Source organism: Promicromonospora sp. NPDC057138, assembly GCF_042670845.1.
In the GTDB taxonomy this organism is placed as follows: Bacteria; Actinomycetota; Actinomycetes; order Actinomycetales; family Cellulomonadaceae; genus Promicromonospora.
Genome location: NZ_JBHUUX010000002.1, coordinates 130,670 through 150,469, shown reverse-complemented (window position 1 = coordinate 150,469; position 19,800 = coordinate 130,670). Strand labels below are relative to the sequence as shown.

At 72.4% G+C, this 19,800-nt stretch carries 17 protein-coding genes; 5 read left to right on the top strand and 12 right to left on the bottom strand.

Annotation, left to right across the window (positions count from 1 at the left end; translation table 11 throughout):
• Positions 1-39: 39 nt before the first annotated feature.
• The 12 genes from ACFT2C_RS02285 to ACFT2C_RS02230 all read right to left on the bottom strand — a co-directional run bounded on the left by ACFT2C_RS02285 (position 40) and on the right by ACFT2C_RS02230 (position 12,658).
• On the bottom strand, positions 40-846 hold the full coding sequence (locus ACFT2C_RS02285) for a hypothetical protein (RefSeq protein WP_377205372.1): 807 nt from the start codon (positions 844-846) through the stop codon (positions 40-42).
• 54 nt (positions 847-900) lie between these two features.
• Positions 901-2,145 (bottom strand): MFS transporter, encoded by a 1,245-nt coding sequence (locus tag ACFT2C_RS02280; RefSeq protein ID WP_377205371.1) that lies wholly within the window; start codon positions 2,143-2,145, stop codon positions 901-903.
• Between the two features lie 114 nt (positions 2,146-2,259).
• Positions 2,260-3,255: a prolipoprotein diacylglyceryl transferase gene (gene lgt / locus ACFT2C_RS02275; protein WP_377205370.1), complete on the bottom strand. Its 996-nt coding sequence runs from the start codon at positions 3,253-3,255 to the stop codon at positions 2,260-2,262.
• Between the two features lie 168 nt (positions 3,256-3,423).
• Positions 3,424-4,977 carry a ribosome biogenesis GTPase Der gene (gene der, locus ACFT2C_RS02270; RefSeq protein ID WP_377205369.1) on the bottom strand — a complete coding sequence of 518 codons (1,554 nt, stop codon included), beginning with the start codon at positions 4,975-4,977 and terminating at the stop codon, positions 3,424-3,426.
• Positions 4,978-5,063: 86 nt separating this feature from the next.
• On the bottom strand, positions 5,064-5,789 hold the full coding sequence (gene cmk / locus ACFT2C_RS02265) for a (d)CMP kinase (protein ID WP_377205368.1): 726 nt from the start codon (positions 5,787-5,789) through the stop codon (positions 5,064-5,066).
• Positions 5,790-5,874: 85 nt separating this feature from the next.
• Positions 5,875-6,780: a pseudouridine synthase gene (locus ACFT2C_RS02260; protein ID WP_377205367.1), complete on the bottom strand. Its 906-nt coding sequence runs from the start codon at positions 6,778-6,780 to the stop codon at positions 5,875-5,877.
• A 77-nt stretch (positions 6,781-6,857) separates the two neighbouring features.
• Positions 6,858-7,517, bottom strand: a complete 660-nt coding sequence (locus ACFT2C_RS02255; protein WP_377205366.1) for an SMC-Scp complex subunit ScpB — start codon at positions 7,515-7,517, stop codon at positions 6,858-6,860.
• A complete protein-coding gene (locus ACFT2C_RS02250) occupies positions 7,514-8,545 on the bottom strand; it encodes a segregation and condensation protein A (RefSeq protein WP_377205365.1) in 1,032 nt (343 codons plus the stop codon). Before ACFT2C_RS02250 ends, ACFT2C_RS02255 begins: the two co-directional genes overlap by 4 nt.
• Positions 8,529-9,416: a ParA family protein gene (locus tag ACFT2C_RS02245; protein WP_377205523.1), complete on the bottom strand. Its 888-nt coding sequence runs from the start codon at positions 9,414-9,416 to the stop codon at positions 8,529-8,531. The genes ACFT2C_RS02250 and ACFT2C_RS02245 overlap by 17 nt, the downstream gene beginning before the upstream one ends.
• Before the next feature lie 131 nt (positions 9,417-9,547).
• Complete coding sequence (xerD, locus tag ACFT2C_RS02240; protein ID WP_377205522.1) at positions 9,548-10,513, bottom strand: site-specific tyrosine recombinase XerD; 966 nt, start codon at positions 10,511-10,513, stop codon at positions 9,548-9,550.
• A 150-nt stretch (positions 10,514-10,663) separates the two neighbouring features.
• Positions 10,664-11,515, bottom strand: a complete 852-nt coding sequence (locus tag ACFT2C_RS02235; RefSeq protein WP_377205521.1) for an HpcH/HpaI aldolase/citrate lyase family protein — start codon at positions 11,513-11,515, stop codon at positions 10,664-10,666.
• 162 nt (positions 11,516-11,677) lie between these two features.
• Entirely contained in the window at positions 11,678-12,658 is a 981-nt protein-coding gene (locus tag ACFT2C_RS02230) for a heme o synthase (protein ID WP_377205364.1), read from the bottom strand.
• Between the two features lie 331 nt (positions 12,659-12,989).
• On the opposite strand from ACFT2C_RS02230, the gene tkt reads away from it, so the two are divergent.
• The 5 genes from tkt to ACFT2C_RS02205 all read left to right on the top strand — a co-directional run bounded on the left by tkt (position 12,990) and on the right by ACFT2C_RS02205 (position 19,745).
• Positions 12,990-15,095: a transketolase gene (gene tkt, locus ACFT2C_RS02225; protein ID WP_377205363.1), complete on the top strand. Its 2,106-nt coding sequence runs from the start codon at positions 12,990-12,992 to the stop codon at positions 15,093-15,095.
• Between the two features lie 40 nt (positions 15,096-15,135).
• Positions 15,136-16,284, top strand: coding sequence for a transaldolase (tal, locus tag ACFT2C_RS02220; protein ID WP_377205362.1), 1,149 nt, complete (start codon positions 15,136-15,138; stop codon positions 16,282-16,284).
• Positions 16,281-17,843: a glucose-6-phosphate dehydrogenase gene (gene zwf, locus ACFT2C_RS02215; RefSeq protein WP_377205361.1), complete on the top strand. Its 1,563-nt coding sequence runs from the start codon at positions 16,281-16,283 to the stop codon at positions 17,841-17,843. Before tal ends, zwf begins: the two co-directional genes overlap by 4 nt.
• A gap of 100 nt (positions 17,844-17,943) precedes the next feature.
• Positions 17,944-18,873, top strand: a complete 930-nt coding sequence (gene opcA / locus ACFT2C_RS02210) for a glucose-6-phosphate dehydrogenase assembly protein OpcA (protein ID WP_377205360.1) — start codon at positions 17,944-17,946, stop codon at positions 18,871-18,873.
• The gene (locus ACFT2C_RS02205) at positions 18,873-19,745 is read left to right on the top strand and encodes a 6-phosphogluconolactonase (protein ID WP_377205359.1); all 873 of its coding nucleotides are present in this window, start codon (positions 18,873-18,875) and stop codon (positions 19,743-19,745) included. The genes opcA and ACFT2C_RS02205 overlap by 1 nt, the downstream gene beginning before the upstream one ends.
• Positions 19,746-19,800: the final 55 nt, after the last annotated feature.

Here is a 19,800-nt window from a genome sequence, read left to right as displayed (position 1 = left end):
CGCGGGCCGTTCGTCGTCGCTGTCCCCGTCAGGGTCGGTTCACTGGCCGGCGTCCGGGGCCACCGGCGCGCCGGTCGGCTCCGGTGTGGGCGACGCGGTCGGCGTCGGCGACGGAGTCGGGGTCGGCTCAGCTGTCGCCGAGGGCGTCGGCTCGGGAGTCGGCCTCAGCGTGGGCTCCTTGGTCGGGTCCGACGTCGGAGGCGGTGGGGTGGCCGTCGGTGTCGTGCCCCCGCCGGTCGGACCTGAGCCAGTGCCGGTGCTCGAACCGGTGCCGCCCTCGGCGCCGGTCCCCGTACCGCTCTGGCTCGTGTCGCCCTGACCGGCCTGGGCACCCGATATCGCCGTCCCGTCCCCTGGCCGGCTCACGACCGCGCCGTCGCCAGTATCGGCAGGGTCGGTAACGCGGGGCTCGGTCTCCACCCTGCGTCCCGGATCACCGCTGCGGTCGGACGCCGGCTCGTCCGGGGCGATCACGGGCAGGTCCGCGACCGCCGGCTCGACCGCCGAGGTGTCGTCGGCTCCCTCGGGGCGGTCCTCACGGAGCAAGGCCAGTCCGCCGATGGTCAGCGCGAGAACCACGAACACCGCAGCTCCCACCGCCATCGCTGCCCGCTTCCGTGAACCTTCGCCAGACGGCGCAGCCGGGTCCGGGCGGTCGGCATCCCCCGGCGCGGCCGGGTCGGCGCTCTCAGCACCCCCCGACGACGTCGGCTCGCCGTGGACCGGCCGATCCGGCAGCGACATCAGGCCCCACGCCGGCCCGCTGATGGAACCCGGAAGGGGCTTGCCGAACTGCTCGGGCTCGACATGCTCGAGATGTCGTGTCGGCCTCGGGTTCTCCCTCACGCCGGAACGATAGCGCTCCTGGGTGAAATGTCGGAATCCTCGCTCGCGGCGGACCTACCGCCGGATCCGGTCCGGGAGGGCGCTGCGCGACGACACGGCGACGAGCGTCAGGCACAGCGCCACTGCGACGGCGCCGAAGCCGAACATCTCGCCGTACGACCAGGTGTCGCGCAGCCAGGCGAGCACCATCGGGACGAAGAACCCGAGGTAGGTCAGGGAGTAGAACACCGCCGTCAGCCCGGCGAGCTCTCCCGGCCCCGCGATGCGCGCGACCTCGCTCAGCCCGGCCACGAGCGCCAGGCCGTAACCCGTCCCGAGCACCACGGCTGCCGCGACGCCCACCGGCAGCGACAGCGTCGCGGACGCCCACGCGGCGAGCGTCATCCCCGCCGCCACGATGCTCAGCGCCACGATGGACGCGCGGGCCGACGACGGCGTGTCGATCCGCCGGGCCACCACCTGGATGCCGATGCCGCAGCCGAGCGCCACGATCGCCATGACTCCCGCGAAGGCGATGGGGAAGCCGCCGACGCTCTCGGTGAGCAGGCTGGGCAGCACCGCGAAGGCGCAGCCCGCGCAGCCGAACACCCAGGGTGCGAGGGGCACCACGACGCGCAGGAACCGGGGGTGCCGGACGGCGGTGATGCGCAGGTCGTCCAGGAGCGGCGCCCGCTCGTCGCGAGGCAGGCTCGGGCGAGTCTCCGGCACTCGCAGCAAGACCAGCCCGGCTACCAGGGCGCCGGCCGCGTGCAGCACGTAGGAGAGGAGCGTCGGCCACGGCGCGAACTGGGCCAGCATCGCTGCAACGCCCGCACCGGAGAGGAAACCGGCGGTCAGGGACAGTGATCCGCGGCGGGGACCGGCGGCTCCGTCGCCGGTGGCGGCGCTCAGCTCCGTGAGCCAGGTCGACCCGACGGCCATGGCCAGACCGAGCGCGACACCGCACAGCAGCCGCCCGACCGCGAGCACCACCGGGCTGTCCGGGTCCAGCGCGAGCACGAGCGAGCCGAGCGCCGAGACCGGCGCCGCCGGCAGCAGCAGCGGGCGGCGGCCGAACCGGTCCGACAGCGGCCCGCCCAGCAGCAGCGCGGGCACGAGGCCGAACACGTACACGGCGAGCAGCGCGTCGACGGTGACGGGCCCCATCTCACCTTGCTCGCGGTACATCACGAGCAGCGGCGTGAACTCGTTGCCGCCCCACGCCACCGCGAGCAGGACGGCGGCGATCGGCCACCAGGTTCGCGGTCCCACGGGGTGCCGGGTCGTGGCAGAGGTGTCCCGCGGGCGCGAACGTGGCATGACGTCATCCTGAGCAATCGACACCCGGGTAACAAGCCGCGTGGGCTGTGAGGGTGCGCACAGATGGGCCCGTACGCGGCTCCGGCGTCGGCGCGCCAGGCTGCGCCGGCCCGGCTACTTGCTTGCGGCCGGGTCCACGGGGCTCGCATCGGCGTCATCGGCAACGGCCTCGGACTCGGGCGCGGGCTCGGGCGCGGACGCAGCACCCTCGGCGTCCTCGTCCTCGGGCTCGCGACCCGGCTGGTATACCGACGGCTCCGGTTCGGTGTGCCGCCGGCCCTGCACCACGACGATGGTGATGCCCAGCAGGATCGCGATCCCCGACGTCCAGATGTTCGCGGGGATGCCCAGGGGCGCGTTGCTCGTGGGGTCGATGCGGATCGCCTCGAGCCAGCTGCGGCCCAGCCCGTACCAGATCAGGTAGAGGCCGAACATGCGGCCCCAGCGCAGGCCCGCGCCCGGGTTCTCCAGGGCGGCGTTCCGGCGTTCCACCCGCCGCTCGATCGTGAGCAGCACGGCGATGCCGATGAGGTTCCAGATCATCTCGTACAGGAACAGCGGGTGGAACAGCGTGCCCTCGGGCGTACCGGCCGGGAACATCGGCGCGTCGGACCGGATCTCCAGCCCCCAGGGCAGCGTCGTCGGCAGGCCGAAGAGCTCCTGGTTCACGTAGTTGCCGAGCCGCCCGATGGCCTGGGCCGCGAGGAGCCCGGGCGCGAGCGCGTCGGCGAACGACCCGAACCGCAGGCCCGTCTGCCGGCACCCGATCCAGGCGCCTACGGCGCCGCCGAGCAGCGACCCGAACAGGGCGTTGCCGCCCTCCCAGATCCGGATCCAGGCCCACGGGTCGACGCCGGGGCCGGTGAAGTCGCCGAGGTGCGTGAGCACGTGGTAGATCCGGGCGCCGACGATGCCGATCGGCACCGCCCACATCGCGATGTCGAGGGCGAGCCCGGGGGCGCCTCCGCGCGCGCGGAGCCGCCGGTCTGTGATGTAGGCGGCGGCGGCGATGCCGGCCAGCAGGCACAGGGCGTAGGTATGGATGGTGAGCGGGCCCACGGGGAACTGGGACCACACCGGATCGGGGCTGGGGATACTGGCCGGAAGCACGACCCGAAGGTACCGCGACTCACCCACATCGTGGGCATCGAGCCCGGCGCGCGGCGCAAAGTGCGCCTCTACTCAGCGATCTGGCCCAGACGTCGCGTGACTTTTGGGCCAGATCACTGACTAGATGCGCACGACGGCGAGACGCGGCCGAGCCGTCGCGCCGACGGCTCAGCGGCGGCGCTTCTCGCGGACCCGCACCGAGATCTCGATCGGGGTGCCCTCGAAGCCGAACGTCTCGCGCAGACGGCGCTCGATGAACCGGCGGTAGCCGGCCTCGATGAATCCGGTGGCGAAGATGACGAACCGCGGCGGGCGGGTCGAGGCCTGCGTCGCGAACAGGATGCGCGACTGCTTGCCACCGCGCAGCGGGTGCGGGTGCGCGGCCACGAGCTCGCCGAGGAACGAGTTGAGCTTGCCCGTCGGGACACGGCGGTCCCAGGACGCCAGCGAGCGCTCGATCGCCGGGACCAGCCGCTCGCTGTGCCAGCCGGTGCGCGCCGACAGGTTGACCCGCGGCGCCCAGGCGATCTGCACGAGCTCCTTCTCGATCTCACGCTCGAGGAAGGGGCGGCGGTCCTCGTCCATGAGGTCCCACTTGTTGTACGCGATGACGAGCGCGCGGCCCGCGTCAACGACCTGCTGGATCACGCGGATGTCCTGCTCGGTCAGCGGGTTCGACGCGTCCACCAGGACCACGCCGATCTCCGCCTTGTCGATCGCGGCGGCGGTGCGCAGCGACGCGTAGAAGTCGGCGCCCTTGGTCTGGTGCACGCGCCGGCGGATGCCCGCCGTGTCCACGAACCAGTACGGGATGCCGCGCAGCTCGATGAGCTCGTCGACCGGGTCGCGCGTGGTGCCGGCGACCTCGTCGACGACCACCCGCTCCGACCCCGCGATCTTGTTCAGCAGCGAGGACTTGCCGACGTTCGGCCGCCCGACGAGCGCCACGCGGCGCGGGCCGGACGGGCGCACCTTGCCGTGCTCGGACGTGGTCGGCAGCGCCTTGACGGCGGCGTCGAGCAGGTCGCCCGTGCCGCGGCCGTGCAGGGCGGAGACCGGGTGCGGCTCCCCCAGGCCCAGGGCCCACAGGTACGTGGCGTCCGCCTCGCCCGACGCGCCGTCCACCTTGTTGGCGCACAGCACCACGGGCTTGCCGGAGCGGCGCAGCAGCTCCACGACCCGCTCGTCGGTGGCGGTGGCGCCGACGGCGGCGTCGACCACGAACACCACGGCGTCCGCCAGGGAGATCGCGACCTCGGCCTGCTCCGCGACCTTGGACTCGATGCCGGCGACGTCGGTCTCCCAGCCGCCCGTGTCCACGAGCATGAACCGGCGGCCGGCCCACTCGGCCGGGTAGGACACGCGGTCGCGCGTCACGCCCGGCTTGTCGGCCACGACCGCCTCGCGGCGGCCGAGGATCCGGTTGACCAGCGTCGACTTGCCGACGTTCGGCCGCCCGACGATGGCGAGCACGGGCAGCGCCTGCTCGGCCTCCGCCTGCTCGTCGGTCCACTCGGACCCCAGGAGCTCCTGGTCCGACTCGTCGAGCTCGAACTCCTCGAGGCCGGCGCGCAGCGCACGCTCGCGCGCGAGGTCGTCCTCGGTCTCGGCGAGATCGAGGTCGAGGTCGGGAGCGACCGGGGCGGCAGCGTCCAGGGCAGCATCATCTCGGGCCACCGCGTCGAGCGCAGCAGCCTCCGATGCAGAGGAGTCGTGGGTCATGCGCCCATTGTCGCAGGCCCGACGCGCTCAGGCCGACTCCCGGCCGTATGACCTGCGTCGCTCCCGCCCGCCGTCGCCCGCCCGGCTCAGGCGGACGGCGCCACCTCGCGCCCCGTCACCTGCGCGACGACGGCGAGGACGGCGTCGACCGTCTGCTCGAAGTCGAGGTCGCTGGAGTCGACGGTCGCGACGCCGTCCGCGGCGACGTGGAACTGCGTGACCTTCGCGTCGTCCTGGTCGCGACGCAGTACCTGGTCGCGCGTGGCGTCCACCGCTCCGGCGTCGGCGGCGCCGTGCACCTCCAGCGACCGGCGGCGCAGGCGCGCCTCCTCGGACGCGGTGAGCAGCACGCGGACGTCGGCGTCGGGCGCCACGACCGTGGTGATGTCGCGGCCCTCGGCCACGATCCCGCGGCCGCGGGCGTACACGGCCTGCACGGCGTTGGACTCCTGGTCGATGAGGTGGCGCTGGAGCCGCTTGAGCTCGGCCCGCACCTCCAGGTTGGACGCCACCTTCGAGACGGCGCTCGTGACCTCGGTGCTGCGGATCGTCACGGACACGTCCCGCCCGTCCAGCTCGACGCCGGGCGCGGCCGGGTCCAGCCCCATGACCAGTGGCATCGCGCGGACCGCCGTCGCCACGGACACGGCGTCGTCCAGGTCCGCCGTCTCCATGCTCCAGACGGTGGCCGCCCGGTACATGGCACCGGTGTCGAGGTAGGCGAGGCCCAGCCGCGCGGCGACCGCCTTCGACACGCTCGACTTCCCGGACCCGGACGGCCCGTCGATGGCAACAACAACAGGGCTGGTCACAGTCCCGCTCGCTTTCGTTGAGTGCTGGGTATTTGTGGTCAGAGTGCGTACCCGGGCACACATACCCAGCACTCAGCGGTCGAGGTTACAGGTCGACCGCACCCATGAGGGTGCCCAGCTCGGTGCGGCCCAGGACGCGGGTGCGGCCGGCCTTCAGGTCGCCCAGGGGGATCGGCCCGATCCGGGTGCGCACGAGGCGCGTCACCGGGTGCCCGACGGCGTCGAACATCCGGCGCACGATCCGGTTGCGGCCCTCGTGCAGCACGACCTCCAGCATCGCGAAGCCGTCGATCTGCTGGAGCACGTGCACGGCGTCCATCTTCGCGACGCCGTCGTCGAGCTCCACGCCCTTCAGGAGCTCGCGGGCCGTCCGCGGGTAGATCTCGCCCTCGACCGTCACGAGGTACGTCTTGGCGATCTCGTACTTGGGGTGCGACAGGCGGTTGGCGAGCTCGCCGTCGTTCGTCAGGAGCAGCAGGCCCTCGCTGTCGGCGTCGAGCCGGCCGACGTGGAAGAGGCGCTCCTCGCGGTTGCGGATGAGGTCCGCGACGGTCGGGCGCCCCTTGGGGTCGTCCATCGTCGAGACCACGCCCAGCGGCTTGTTCAGCGCGATGGTCACCTTCGCCTGGTCGAGCTGGATCCGCAGCCCGTCCACGTGCACGACGGCGGTCGCGGGGTCGATCCGCACCCCGAGCTCGGTGACGATCTGCCCGTCCACCTCGACGCGCCCGTTAGCGATCATCTCCTCGCTCGCGCGGCGCGAGCCGAGACCGGCCTGCGCGAGCACCTTCTGCAGCCGCACGCCGCCCTCGACGTGGACGTCGCGGCCCTGCTCCTCGGGCTTCGCGGGCCGACGGCGCGGCGCGTTCGCCTGGGCGCGGCTCTTGGCCGAGCTACCGCCCCGGAAGTTCTTGCCGCCCTGTGCGGGACGGCGCGGCTGCTGGCCACCACTGGATTCGCGGCGGCTCCCGCCGCGGCGTTCGTTGCTCATGATTCGTCTCTCGGTGAGTCGGGAAGGGCGCTGCGGACCTGGCTGCGGGGTCCGGTGCTCGGATCCCGCGGAGGGGCTTAGGAGTCCAGCCCGTCGAGGCCCTCGAGCATGTCGAGGTCCGGCAGGTGCGGCGCCAGCGGAGGCAGCTCGTCGAGCGACGAGAAGTCCATCCGCTCCAAGAAGTATCCCGTGGTTCCGAACAGAACCGCACCCGAGCTCGGGTCCTGGCCGATCTCGGCGATCAGCCCGCGGGTCAGCAGGGTCCGCACGACGCCGTCGACGTTCACGCCGCGCACCGCGCTGACCTGGCCCCGCGTCACCGGCTGACGGTACGCGATGACCGCGAGCGTCTCCAGGGCGGCCTGGCTCAGCTTGGCGGACTGGCCGTCCAGGACGAAGCGCCCCACCGGGTCCGCGTGCGCCGCCGAGGAGTAGATACGCCACCCGTCGACGGTGCGGCGCAGCTCGAACCCGCGCGGGCGCGACCCCAGGTGGCCCGCGTACTCGTCAGCCAGCTCGTGCAGGATGTCGTCGGTCTCGTCCTGCGTCAGGTTCAGCGACGCGGCGATGCGGTCGGCGCCGATCGGCGCGTCGGCCACCATGAGGACCGCCTCGACGGCCGCGTGCGCGCCACCCGGGAGCGTGTGTACGTCGACGAACGCCGGCTCGTCCCGCGTCGCGGCGTCGGCCGGGGCGTCCGCCTGCGCCGCCTCGGGGGCCTGCTCGTCGACGGTCATGCTGTCGCCTCCGTTCCGGGCTGCTCGGTCGGTGCTTGGTCGGTGTCTGCTTGGTCGGTGTCTGCTTGGTCGGTGTCTGCTTGGTCGGTCTGCGCCGGCTCGGCCGGGGCGGGCAGGTCGTCCTCGTCGAACTCGCTGGGGCCGGCCTCGGGGTCGAGGTACTTCTCGCCGTCCGCGGGCCCCGCGGTCCACCGCACCGTCAGCTCGCCCAGCGGGCTGACCTGCTCGAACCCGACCAGCGAGTCGCGGAACAGCTCCAGCAGCGCCAGGAACCGGGCGACGGTCACGAGGCGTTCCGTCCCCGCCGTCAGCGACCGGAAAGTCACCGAGTGCTCGGCGCGCAGGCGCTTCACGATGACGCCCGCCTCCTCGCGCACGCTCACCGCGGAGCCGTGCAGGTGGGCCAGGCCCACCACGGGCGGCGGCTTCGGGGCGAGCACCCGGGCGGCCAGCTCGGCGAGCTGCTCCCCCGTCGTGTCCCAGACCAGCTCGGGCAGGATCGCGGCGAGGTGCGGCTCGAGCGGCGTCAGGCGAGGCACGCGACGTCCGGCGGAGGCCATCTGCTCCGCGACGAACTTCGAGACCTCCTTGTACGCCCGGTACTGCAGGAGCCGCGCGAACAGGAGGTCGCGGGCCTCGAGCAGCTCGAGGTCCTCCTCGTCCTCATCGACGACGCCGGGCAGCAGGCGCGCGGCCTTGAGGTCGAGCAGGGTCGCGGCGATCACGAGGAACTCGCTGGCGACGCCGAGGTCCCACGACTCGTGGTCCTCGCCGCGCGCGGCGGCCTCGCGGGAGGCCCGCTCGGCCTCGCGGATGTGCGCCACGAACTCGTCGGTCACGACCGCGAGCGCCACCTCGGTGACGTCCATCTTGTGCTTCGCGATCAGCGAGAGCAGCAGGTCGAACGGGCCCTCGAAGTTGTGCAGGTGGACCTGGAACGTGCGCGAGGCGCGCCGCTCGTCGACTGGAGGCTCGCCGGAGCCCGGTGCTTCCGGCGACGCCTCCAGGACGTCAGGCAGCGTCGCCACGGGCCACGAGCTCCCGGGCGAGCTGACGGTACGCGGCCGCGCCCGGGTGTCCCGGGGCGTAGGCGGTGATGGGCTCCGCGGCGACCGTGGCGTCGGGGAACTTCACCGTGCGCCCGATGATCGAGTGCAGCAGCGTGTCGCCGAAGGCCTCGTGCACCCGGGCCACGACCTCCCGGGAGTGGAGGGTGCGCGAGTCGTACATGGTGGGGAGGATACCGTCGATCTCCAGGGCCGGGTTGAGCCGGTCCCGCACCTTCTCGATGGTCTCCACCAGGAGCGCGACGCCGCGCAGCGCGAAGAACTCGCACTCGAGCGGGATCAGCACGCCGTGCGCCGCGGTCAGTGCGTTCACGGTGAGCAGGCCGAGGCTCGGCTGGCAGTCGATGAGGATCACGTCGTAGTCGTCCATCACCGGACGCAGGGCGCGGGCCAGCACGGACTCGCGGGCGACCTCGCCCACGAGCTGCACCTCCGCGGCCGACAGGTCGATGTTGGCGGGCAGCACGTCGAGGTTCTCGATCCCGGACGGGATGAGCACGTCCTGGATGTCCACCCCGCGCTCCATGATCAGGTTGTAGATCGTCAGGTCGAGCTCGTGCGGGTTGACGCCGATGCCTACCGACGCGGCGCCCTGCGGGTCGAAGTCGACCAGGAGCACCTTGCGGCCGTACTCGGCGAGGCACGCGCCGAGGTTGATCGTGGTGGTGGTCTTGCCGACCCCGCCCTTCTGGTTGCACATCGCGATGATGCGCGCGGGGCCGTGGCTCGCCAGCGGCGCCGGTTCCGGCAGCTCCGGCATCACACGCCCGACCACGTCGCGCATGACCTCCGAGTCCGTGGGTGCGCCGACGACCGTCTTACCGAGAAGCATGTCGGTCATCGTGTCCGCTCCCTCCTGGCTGGCTGCCTCGCTCACGCCCGCCACGCTATACCAGAGTGTGGGCGCCGCTCCGCGAAAGCCTCGGCGTGGCGCCCTTCGGCTGTGGGGCCCGTGACAGGCGCCTACCTGGCCCGCGGGTGCGCCGCCGCGTAGACCTCGCGCAGCGCGTCCGGGGTGACCATCGTGTAGATCTGCGTGGTGGTGACCGAGGCGTGCCCCAGCAGCTCCTGGACCACGCGCACGTCGGCGCCGCCCGACAGCAGGTGCGTGGCGAACGAGTGGCGCAGGGTGTGCGGGGAGACGTGCTCCGTCAGGCCCGCCCGCGTCGCCGCGGACTGCAGGGCGGCCCAGGCGGTCTGCCGGGACATCCGCGCGCCGCGCGTGTTGAGGAACAGGGCGGGCGTGCCGCGGCCCGCGGCGGCCAGCGCGGGACGGGCCCTGACCCGGTAGGCCTCGAGCGCGTCGCGGGCGAACGAGCCCACGGGCACCACCCGCTCCTTCGAGCCCTTGCCGAACAGCCGGACGGCGGCGGGATCGCCCACCCCGTCGACGTCGAGCCCCACGATCTCCGAGATCCGCGCGCCCGTGGCGTACAGCAGCTCGAGCAGCGCCCGGTCCCGCAGAGGCAGCGGGCCGTCGCCGGTGCCCGCGGCGTCGAGCAGGGCGGCGACGTCGTCCACGGACAGCGCGTGCGGCAGGCGCCGGAGCTGGGTGGGGGCCCGCACGTCGGTGGAGGGGTCGTCCACCGCCAGGCCTTCGGCCTGCGCGAACCTGTGCCAGCCGCGCACGGCGGCCAGGGCACGGGCGGTGGACGACGGCGAGAGCGGCCGCCCGCCGTCAGACCCCTGGCGTACTGACTCGACGAAGCCGGTGACGTCAGCCTCGCGGACGCCGTCCAGACCCGCCCGGCCCGCCGCGGCGAGGAACCCCGCGTACCGCACGAGGTCGCGGCGGTAGGCGGCGACGGTGTTGGCCGAGAGGCCGCGCTCCACGCTCAGGTGCGCGAGGTAGTCGCGCAGGGCGCGGTCGAGCGGGGCGCTCGGGGACGGTCCGGGCTGGGTCTCACGGGACGACGACGGGTGGGCCAGTACGGTGGACACCGCCCCATCATGCCGAGCGGGGCCCACCGGACGGGCGGGCCACGCCGGGTCAGGCCGGGTTGATACCGCCTGAGCCGGAGGTGCAGCGCAGGGTGAGGGCCGAGGAACGAGGCACTCGCCCGGAGCGGAACCGCAGACTCAGGCGGGATTGATACCGAACAGCTCCGCGCGCGAGTGGATCACCTGCGCGCGGGCGAGGCGCGGCTTGTCGCTGCCGTCGCGGATGACCGAGCCGCCGGCCTCGAACTCGGCGAAGAAGTCGAGCGCCCAGGCCACGTCGGACGGCGAGGGCGCGAAGGACTCGTTGATGACCGCCGGCTGCTCGAAGTCCAGGCAGAGCTTGCCGGTCATGCCGAGGTTGACGGCGTCGGTGGACTGCTCGCGCAGCAGCGCGTGCGACGAGCCCACCGTGGGGCCGTCCACCGGGCCGGGCAGGCCGCCGATGCGGCTCGCGACCACCAGGCGCGTGCGCGGGTAGGCCATGGCCATCGGCTCGTTCGCGGCGCCCGTGTCGCGGCGGTAGTCGCCGGACCCGAACGCGAGGCGGAACGCGCCGCGGGCCTTGGCGATGTGGACGGCCTCCTCGATGCCGAGGGCCGACTCCACCAGCGGGATGACCGGCACGTCGCCGCCGAGGCGCTGCGCGGTGTCGATGACGTCGTCGGCACTCTCCGTCTTGGCGAGCATGACGCCGTTGAGGCCCTTGAGGCCGCGCAGGTACGCGACGTCGTCGGCCCAGGACGGCGCCTGCCGGTCGTTGATCCGGACCCAGGCGCTGCCGCCGTTCTTGACCCACCGGATGACGTTCTCGCGGGCCTCGTCCTTGAGGCGGTCGTCGATGGCGTCCTCGCAGTCGAGGATCACCTGGTCCGCGCGCGACAGCTGGGCCTTGTCGAAGAGCTCGGTGCGCATCGCGGACAGCAGGAGCCAGGCACGCGCGTAGTCGGGGGCGACGCGCGACTTCTCGCGGGCCGCCCGGCGGGGAGCCAGGTCGACCTCGGGCGCGATGGCGGACGCCGTGGGCAGGCCCGAGGAGTAGCCCGCGGACTGTTCGGCGGAGTCGGTGGTTCGGTCGGCTGAGGTCTCGGTCACGCGCTCAGAGTAGGCCGGGACGTCTGGGCCAACCGAATCATGACCCCTGGTATACCAGCGTCAGAACGGCAGGAAGACGTCCACCGCGACGGCCACGAACAGCAGCGACAGGTAGGTGATCGACGCGTGGAACACCTTCATGGCGCCCAGCTTGCCGCTCGCCCGGCCCTGCGCCCGGCGCAGCATGGCGATCGTGGACCAGAGGAACCACGCGCCGAGCACGGCGGCCACGGCGGTGTACACCCAGGACATGCCCGCGAGCGGCGTCAGCAGGAGGGAGCAGGCGATCATCGCGAGCGTGTAGCCCACCATCTCGGCGGCCACGCGCTTGTCGTCGCTGACGACCGGCAGCATCGGGACGTTCGCGTTCGCGTAGTCCTTCTTGAACTTGATCGACAGCGGCCAGTAGTGCGGCGGCGTCCAGAAGAAGATGATGCCGAACAGCGCCAGCGCGGCCCAGCTCAGCTCGCCCGTCACCGAGGCCCAGCCGATGAACACGGGCATGCAGCCCGCGATGCCGCCCCACACGATGTTCTGCGGGGTGCGGCGCTTGAGGATCATCGTGTAGCCGACGACGTAGATGGCGATGGCACCCAGCGTGAGCCACATCGCCGCCCAGTTGATGACCAGCGCGAACCACGTCAGCGACAGCAGGCCCAGGATCGAGGCGAACACCAGGCCGGCACGCGGCGAGATCTCCCCCGTGACGAGCGGGCGTCGCTTCGTCCGGTTCATGACCTCGTCGATGTCGCGGTCCCACCACATGTTGAACGCGTTGGCGCTGCCCGCCGCGCCCGCGCCGCCGATGAGGGTGGCGATGATCAGCCAGAAGCTGGGCAGGCCGTCGGCCGCCAGGATCATGGTGGGCACGGTCGTCACGAGCAGCAGCTCGATGACCCGCGGCTTGGTCAGCGCGACGTACGCGCCGGCGCGGCTGAGAAACCATCCCCCGGGACGCTGCCCGACGTCGGCGGCGGGCCCCGGTGCGCTGGACGTCCTGGGACGCGCGGTCTGGCCGGTTGTCGTGTGGCTCGTTCTCACGCGCGTCGCAGTTCCGTTCGGGAGGGTCATGAGGTCGATAACGCACCTGGTGGGCCCTGTTGCCGCCCCGGTGCGTGCCCATCGTACGTCGAGCCGTGGCGGGGTCATGCACCACATTCCCGCTGGACGCCGTGAAATTCCTGATCTGCACTGTGACGTGACAGACGGTGGACACGCCTGCACGGGTGTCGGGGTGCGCGTATAGGGTTGATTTCGCAATCGAACCGAGGGCGGCCGGCATCCCGCCGCCGCCGCAGGCACGCTGCGCGGCTCTCCGGCCCGTCCGCTCTTAGGGCAGGGCGAGGGTCGACGGCGGAGAGAAAGAGGACTCGTGAACGCTTTCGACCCCGTGCTCAAGCCCCTGGAGTGGTCGGAGCTCGACGAGCGAGCTGTCAAGGCCATCAAGGCACTGGCCGCGGACGCCGTCGAGCAGGTGGGCAACGGACACCCCGGCACCGCGATCTCCCTCGCGCCGGCCGCGTACCTCCTCTTCCAGAAGGCGATGCGCCACGACCCGTCCGACCCCGAGTGGGTGGGCCGTGACCGGTTCGTGCTGAGCGCCGGCCACTCGTCCCTGACGATCTACCTGCAGCTCTTCCTCGCGGGCTACGGCCTCGAGATGGAGGACATCGCAGCCCTGCGCACCTGGGGCTCCCAGACCCCGGGCCACCCGGAGTACGGCCACACCAAGGGCGTCGAGATCACGACCGGCCCGCTGGGCCAGGGCCTGGCCTCCGCCGTCGGCATGGCCATGGCCTCGCGCCGCGAGCGCGGCCTGCTCGACCCGGCCGCCGCGCCCGGCGAGTCGCCGTTCGACCACCACGTGTACGTGATCGCCTCCGACGGCGACCTGCAGGAGGGAGTGACCTCCGAGGCCTCGTCGCTCGCGGGCCACCAGCAGCTCGGCAACCTGATCCTGATCTGGGACGACAACAAGATCTCGATCGAGGACGACACGAACATCGCGTTCACCGAGGACGTCCTGAAGCGCTACGAGGCGTACGGCTGGCACACCCAGCGCGTGGACTGGACCTCGGGCGGCGACGGCTACGCGGAGGACACCGACGCGCTGGCCGCCGCCATCGACGCCGCCAAGGAAGAGACGGGCAAGCCGTCGATCATCGCGCTGCGCACGATCATCGGCTGGCCGGCGCCCACCAAGCAGAACACGGGCGGCATCCACGGCTCGGCCATGGGCGCCGAGGAGGTCAAGGGCCTCAAGTCGGCGCTCGGCCTCGACCCCGAGGCGACGTTCGCGATCGACGCCGAGGTGCTGTCCTACACGCGTTCCGTCGCGCAGCGCCAGTCCGCCCAGCGCGAGGAGTGGGAGGCCGCCTTCGCGGCCTGGTCGGAAGCGAACCCGCAGGCCGCGGCCCTGCTGGCCCGGCTGCGCGCCCACGAGCTGCCCGAGGCCTGGACCGACTCCCTGCCTCAGTTCGAGGCGAGCGAGAAGGGCGTCGCGACCCGTGCGGCGTCGGGCAAGGTGCTCAGCGCCCTGGCCGATGTGCTGCCCGAGCTGTGGGGCGGCTCGGCCGACCTCGCCGGCTCCAACAACACGACGATGGACGGCGTGCCGTCCTTCGTGCCGAGCGAGCACGCGACCAAGAAGTTCCCGGGTGACCCGTACGGCCGCACGCTGCACTTCGGCATCCGCGAGCACGCCATGGGCTCGATCCTCAACGGCATCGTGCTGCACGGCCTGACCCGCCCCTACGGCGGCACGTTCCTGCAGTTCGCCGACTACATGCGCGCGTCGGTGCGCCTGGCCTCGCTGATGAGCATCCCGTCCACGTTCGTCTGGACGCACGACTCGATCGGCCTCGGCGAGGACGGCCCGACCCACCAGCCGGTCGAGCACCTCGCGGCGCTGCGAGCCATCCCGAACCTCGACGTCGTCCGCCCGGCCGACGCGAACGAGACCGCCTGGGCGTGGCGCGGCATCCTGGAGAACCGGGACAACCCGGCCGGCCTCGTGCTGACCCGCCAGAACGTGCCGACCTACCCGCGCGGCACCGACGGCTTCGCCACCGCGGAGGGCACCCTCAAGGGCGGCTACACGCTCCTGGACACCGAGGGCACGCCCGACGTCGTCCTCGTGGGCACCGGTTCCGAGGTCCAGCTCGCCGTCGAGGCGCGCGCGATCCTCGCGGCCGACGGCGTCCAGGCCCGCGTGGTCTCCATGCCCTCGCGCGAGTGGTTCGACAAGCAGGACGACTCCTACCGCGAGTCGGTCATCCCGTCCGGTGTGAAGGCACGCGTCTCGGTCGAGGCGGGCGTGGCGCAGGGCTGGCGCGAGATCGTCGGCGACGCTGGCCGCATCGTCTCGCTCGAGCACTACGGCGCGTCGGCCGACTACAAGACGCTCTACGCCGAGTACGGCATCACGGCCGAGGCTGTCGCCCTGGCTGCCAAGGAGTCGATCGAGGCGGCGTCCTGAGCCGCTCCGGATCACACACGGACACGAGAGGAAGGGCACGATGACCGACAGCACCGCCAGCACTGGCGAGCACGTCAGTCCGACTCAGCGGCTGTCCGAGGCGGGTGTCGCCATCTGGCTGGACGACCTGTCGCGTGAGCGGCTGCGCACCGGAAACCTCGCCGAGCTGATCGCCACCAAGAACATCGTGGGTGTCACGACGAACCCCACGATCTTCGCGGCGGCCCTCGCGCAGGGCGACGCCTACGACGGCATCCTGGCCGAGCTGGCCGGGCCGCCGAACGGTGGCGACGTCGAGGCGGCGGTCGAGCGCATCACGACGGACGACGTCCGCGACGCCGCAGATCTGCTGCGCCCCGTCTACGACGCCACGGCCGCCGTCGACGGCCGCGTCTCCATCGAGGTGGACCCGCGGCTCGCGCGCGACACCGGGGCGACGGAGGCCACCGCCGTCCGGCTGTGGGAGACCGTCGACCGGCCGAACGTGATGATCAAGATCCCCGCCACGGTCGAGGGGCTGCCCGCGATCACGAGCACCCTCGCGAAGGGCATCAGCGTGAACGTGACGCTGATCTTCTCGATCGAGCGGTACCGCGCGGTGATGGACGCGTTCCTGGCCGGCCTGGAGCAGGCACAGGCCGCGGGCCACGACCTGTCGGTGATCGGGTCGGTCGCGTCGTTCTTCGTCTCCCGCGTGGACTCGGAGGTCGACAAGCGACTCAAGTCGATCGGCACGGACGAGGCGCTCGCGCTGCGCGGCCAGGCCGCCATCGCGAACGCCCGCCTGGCCTTCGCGGCCTACGAGGAGGTCTTCTCCTCCGAGCGCTGGGCGGCGCTGAAGGCCGCGGGCGCCCAGCCGCAGCGGCCGCTGTGGGCGTCGACCGGCGTGAAGGACCCGGCCTACCGCGACACGATGTACGTGGACGAGCTCGTGGTGGCCGGCGTGGTCAACACCATGCCCGAGAAGACGCTCGACGCGTTCGCCGACCACGGCATAGTCCTCGCCGACACCGTGACCGGTTCGGGCGAGGAGGCCGCCGCGACGATCGCGGCGATCGAGGCGCAGGGCATCTCCATGGACGAAGTGACGGCACAGCTGGAGGACGAGGGCGTGACGAAGTTCGAGGTCAGCTGGGACGAGCTCCTGACGACCACCAAGACCGGTCTCGACGAGGCCGGCAACCGGTGAGGCCGGCGAAGATCGCGCAGGGGATCAACCCGCTGCGCGACCCCCTCGACCTGCGGCTGCCCCGCATCGCGGGGCCCAGCGGGCTGGTCATCTTCGGCGTGACGGGCGACCTGGCGCGCAAGAAGCTCATGCCGGCCGTCTACGACCTCGCCAACCGCGGCCTGCTGCCGCCGGGCTTCGCCCTGACGGGCTTCGCCCGGCGCGACTGGGAGGACCAGGACTTCGCGCAGGTGGTGCACGACGCCGTCAAGGAGCACGCGCGCACCCCCTTCCGGGAGGCGACGTGGCGCCAGCTCGCCGAGGGCATCCGGTTCGTGCAGGGCTCGTTCGACGACGACGACGCGTTCGAGCGTCTGCGGGAGACCGTCGAGACGCTCGACAAGGAGCGCGGCACCGGCGGCAACCACGCGTTCTACCTGTCGGTCCCGCCGGCGGCGTTCCCCGTGGTCTGCCAGCAGCTCGCCAAGCACGGGCTGTCGCGTCCCGACGACGACGCTGACGGCGACGGCGTGGACGCGTGGCGCCGGGTGGTCATCGAGAAGCCGTTCGGGCACGACCTGGCCAGCGCCAGGGAGCTCGACGCCGTGGTGTCGGAGGTCTTCGATCCGGAGGCCGTGTTCCGCATCGACCACTACCTCGGCAAGGAGACGGTCCAGAACCTGCTGGCGCTGCGCTTCGCGAACACCATGTTCGAGCCCATCTGGAACTCGAACTACGTGGACCACGTGCAGATCACCATGGCCGAGGACATCGGCATCGGCGGCCGCGCCGGGTACTACGACGGGATCGGCGCCGCGCGCGACGTCATCCAGAACCACCTGATCCAGCTCCTGGCGCTGGTGGCCATGGAGGAGCCCGTCAACTTCGACGCCGCCGAGCTGCGCGCCGAGAAGATCAAGGTGCTCTCGTCGGTGCGCCTGCCGCGCGACCTCGGCAAGCACACCGCACGCGGCCAGTACGAGGCCGGCTGGCAGGGCGGCGACGAGGTGCCCGGCTTCCTCGAGGAGGACGGCATCGCGAAGGACTCGACCACCGAGACCTTCGCCGCCATCCGGGTCGACGTCGACAACCGCCGCTGGGCGGGCGTCCCGTTCTACCTGCGGCACGGCAAGCGCCTGGGCCGCCGCGTCACCGAGGTGGCCGTCGTCTTCAAGAAGGCGCCGCACCTGCCGTTCGAGTCGTCCCTGACGTCCGAGCTCGGCAACAACGCCCTGGTCATCCGCGTGCAGCCCGACGAGGGCGTGACCCTGCGGTTCGGCGCCAAGGTGCCGGGCACGGCCATGCAGGTGCGCGACGTGACCATGGACTTCGGGTACGGGCACTCGTTCACCGAGTCCTCCCCCGAGGCCTACGAGCGGCTCATCCTCGACGTGCTGCTCGGCGACCCGCCGCTGTTCCCGACGCGCGAGGAGGTCGAGCTCTCCTGGAAGATCCTCGACCCCATCACGTCGTACTGGGCGCGCAAGGGCCAGCCGGAGCCGTACGCGTCGGGCACCTGGGGTCCGCCGTCGGCCGACGCCATGATGGAGCGCGACGGCAGGACTTGGAGGCGACCCTAAGTGACGCGGTTGCCGACACGACGCCACATCGAGAAGGTGAGCACGGCCCGATGACGCAGTTGGCGACACGGCTCCACCAGCTAAAGGTGAGGACAGCCCAGTGATAATAGATATGCCGGACACCACGACCAACCAGGTCAACAAGCGTCTCGTGCGCCTGCGCGAGGAGGGCGGAGCGGTGGCCCTGGGCCGCGTGCTCACCCTCGTGGTCATGGCCGACGAGCGCGACGTCGAGGAGTCGGTCGAGGCCGCGAACGACGCGAGCCGTGAGCACCCGTGCCGGGTCATCGTCGTCGCCCCCGCGGCGAAGGGCACCGACGCCCGGCTCGACGCCCAGATCCGCGTGGGCGGTGACGCCGGCGCCTCCGAGGTGGTGGTGCTGCGCGCCTTTGGTCCGCTCCTGGAGCGGACCGACACCCTCGTGATGCCGCTCCTGCTGCCCGACGCGCCGATCGTGGCCTGGTGGCCGCGTGAGGCGCCCGCGGTGCCGTCGCAGGACCCGGTGGGCGCCATGGCGGCCCGCCGGATCATCGACAGCACCATCGCGAAGAACCCGGTGGAGATGCTCGGCAACCTCACCGGGACGTACGCCCCGGGCGACACGGATCTCGCGTGGGCGCGCGTCACCCTGTGGCGGGCGCTCATCGCGGCGGCCGTCGAGCAGCCGCCGTTCGAGCCCGTGCTCTCCGTGTCGGTCGAGGGGCAGAAGCGGCACACGTCGCTCGACCTGCTCGCCGCCTGGCTCGGCACCCGGCTGAACTGCCCGGCCGAGGTGGTGCGCACCGACAGCGACGACGCGATCACCCGCGTGACCCTGGAGCGCAAGAGCGGGCCGATCGTGCTCGACCGGCCCGACGGCCGCACCGTCACGATCACGCAGCCGGGCAAGCCCGCGCGGCGGATCGCCCTGCCGATCCGGGCGCTCAACGAGGCCCTGATCGAGGAGCTGCGCCGGCTCGACCCGGACGAGGTCTTCGAGGAGGCCCTCATGCGGGGGCTGAAGCAGGTCACCACGCGGACGGCGGCCTGATGGCTCACCCGGCGGTCGGCGCGGCGCACCCGGCGGCCGGCGCGGCGCCGGGGGTGCGGCTCGTCGTCGTGCACCCCGGCAAGGAGGTGCTCGCGCAGGCGGCGGCCGCACGGCTGCTCACGCGCGTGCTGGACGTGCAGTCGGTCCGCTCCCCCGTGCACGTCGTGCTCACGGGCGGCTCGGTCGGCATCGCGACGCTCGCGGCCGTGGCCGCGAGCCCGCTCGTGCCGGCCGTCGACTGGTCGGGTGTCCACCTGTGGTGGGGCGACGAGCGGTTCCTGCCGAACGGCGACCCCGACCGCAACGAGACGCAGGCGCGGGAGGCCCTGCTCGACGGCCTGGCCGCCGAGCACGGGCTCCCCGAGGCCAACGTCCACCCCATGCCGGGGCCGACGTCGGTCGCGACTCCCGAGGAGGGCGCCGCGGCCTACGCGGCGCTCCTGGCCGAGCACGCGGGCCCGCAGACGGGCGGGCCCGCGGGCGGGCACACGGGCAAGCACGTGCGTGAGCAGACGGGCGAGCAGGGCGAGGGCGGCGTGGCCGTCCCGGCGTTCGACGTCCTGCTGCTCGGCATGGGGCCGGACGGGCACGTCGCGTCCCTGTTCCCCGGCCACGACGGTCTGTCCGCCCAGGGCACGACGACGGGCGTGCACGGCTCGCCCAAGCCGCCGCCGGAGCGGGTCTCCCTCACGTTCGACGCGATCCGGTCCGCCCGCGAGGTATGGATCGTCGCGGCGGGCGCGGAGAAGGCCGATCAGGTCGCCGCCGCACTCGCCGGCGCCCCGGTCACCGAGGTGCCTGCAGCGGGCGCCGTCGGCCAGGCCCGCACCCTGTGGCTGCTGGACGCGGAAGCCGCCGGCGCGAAGAAGTAACCCACGTGTCAGAACCTCAGGTCACGCGAGTGATCTGTACGTCTGACAGGCACGC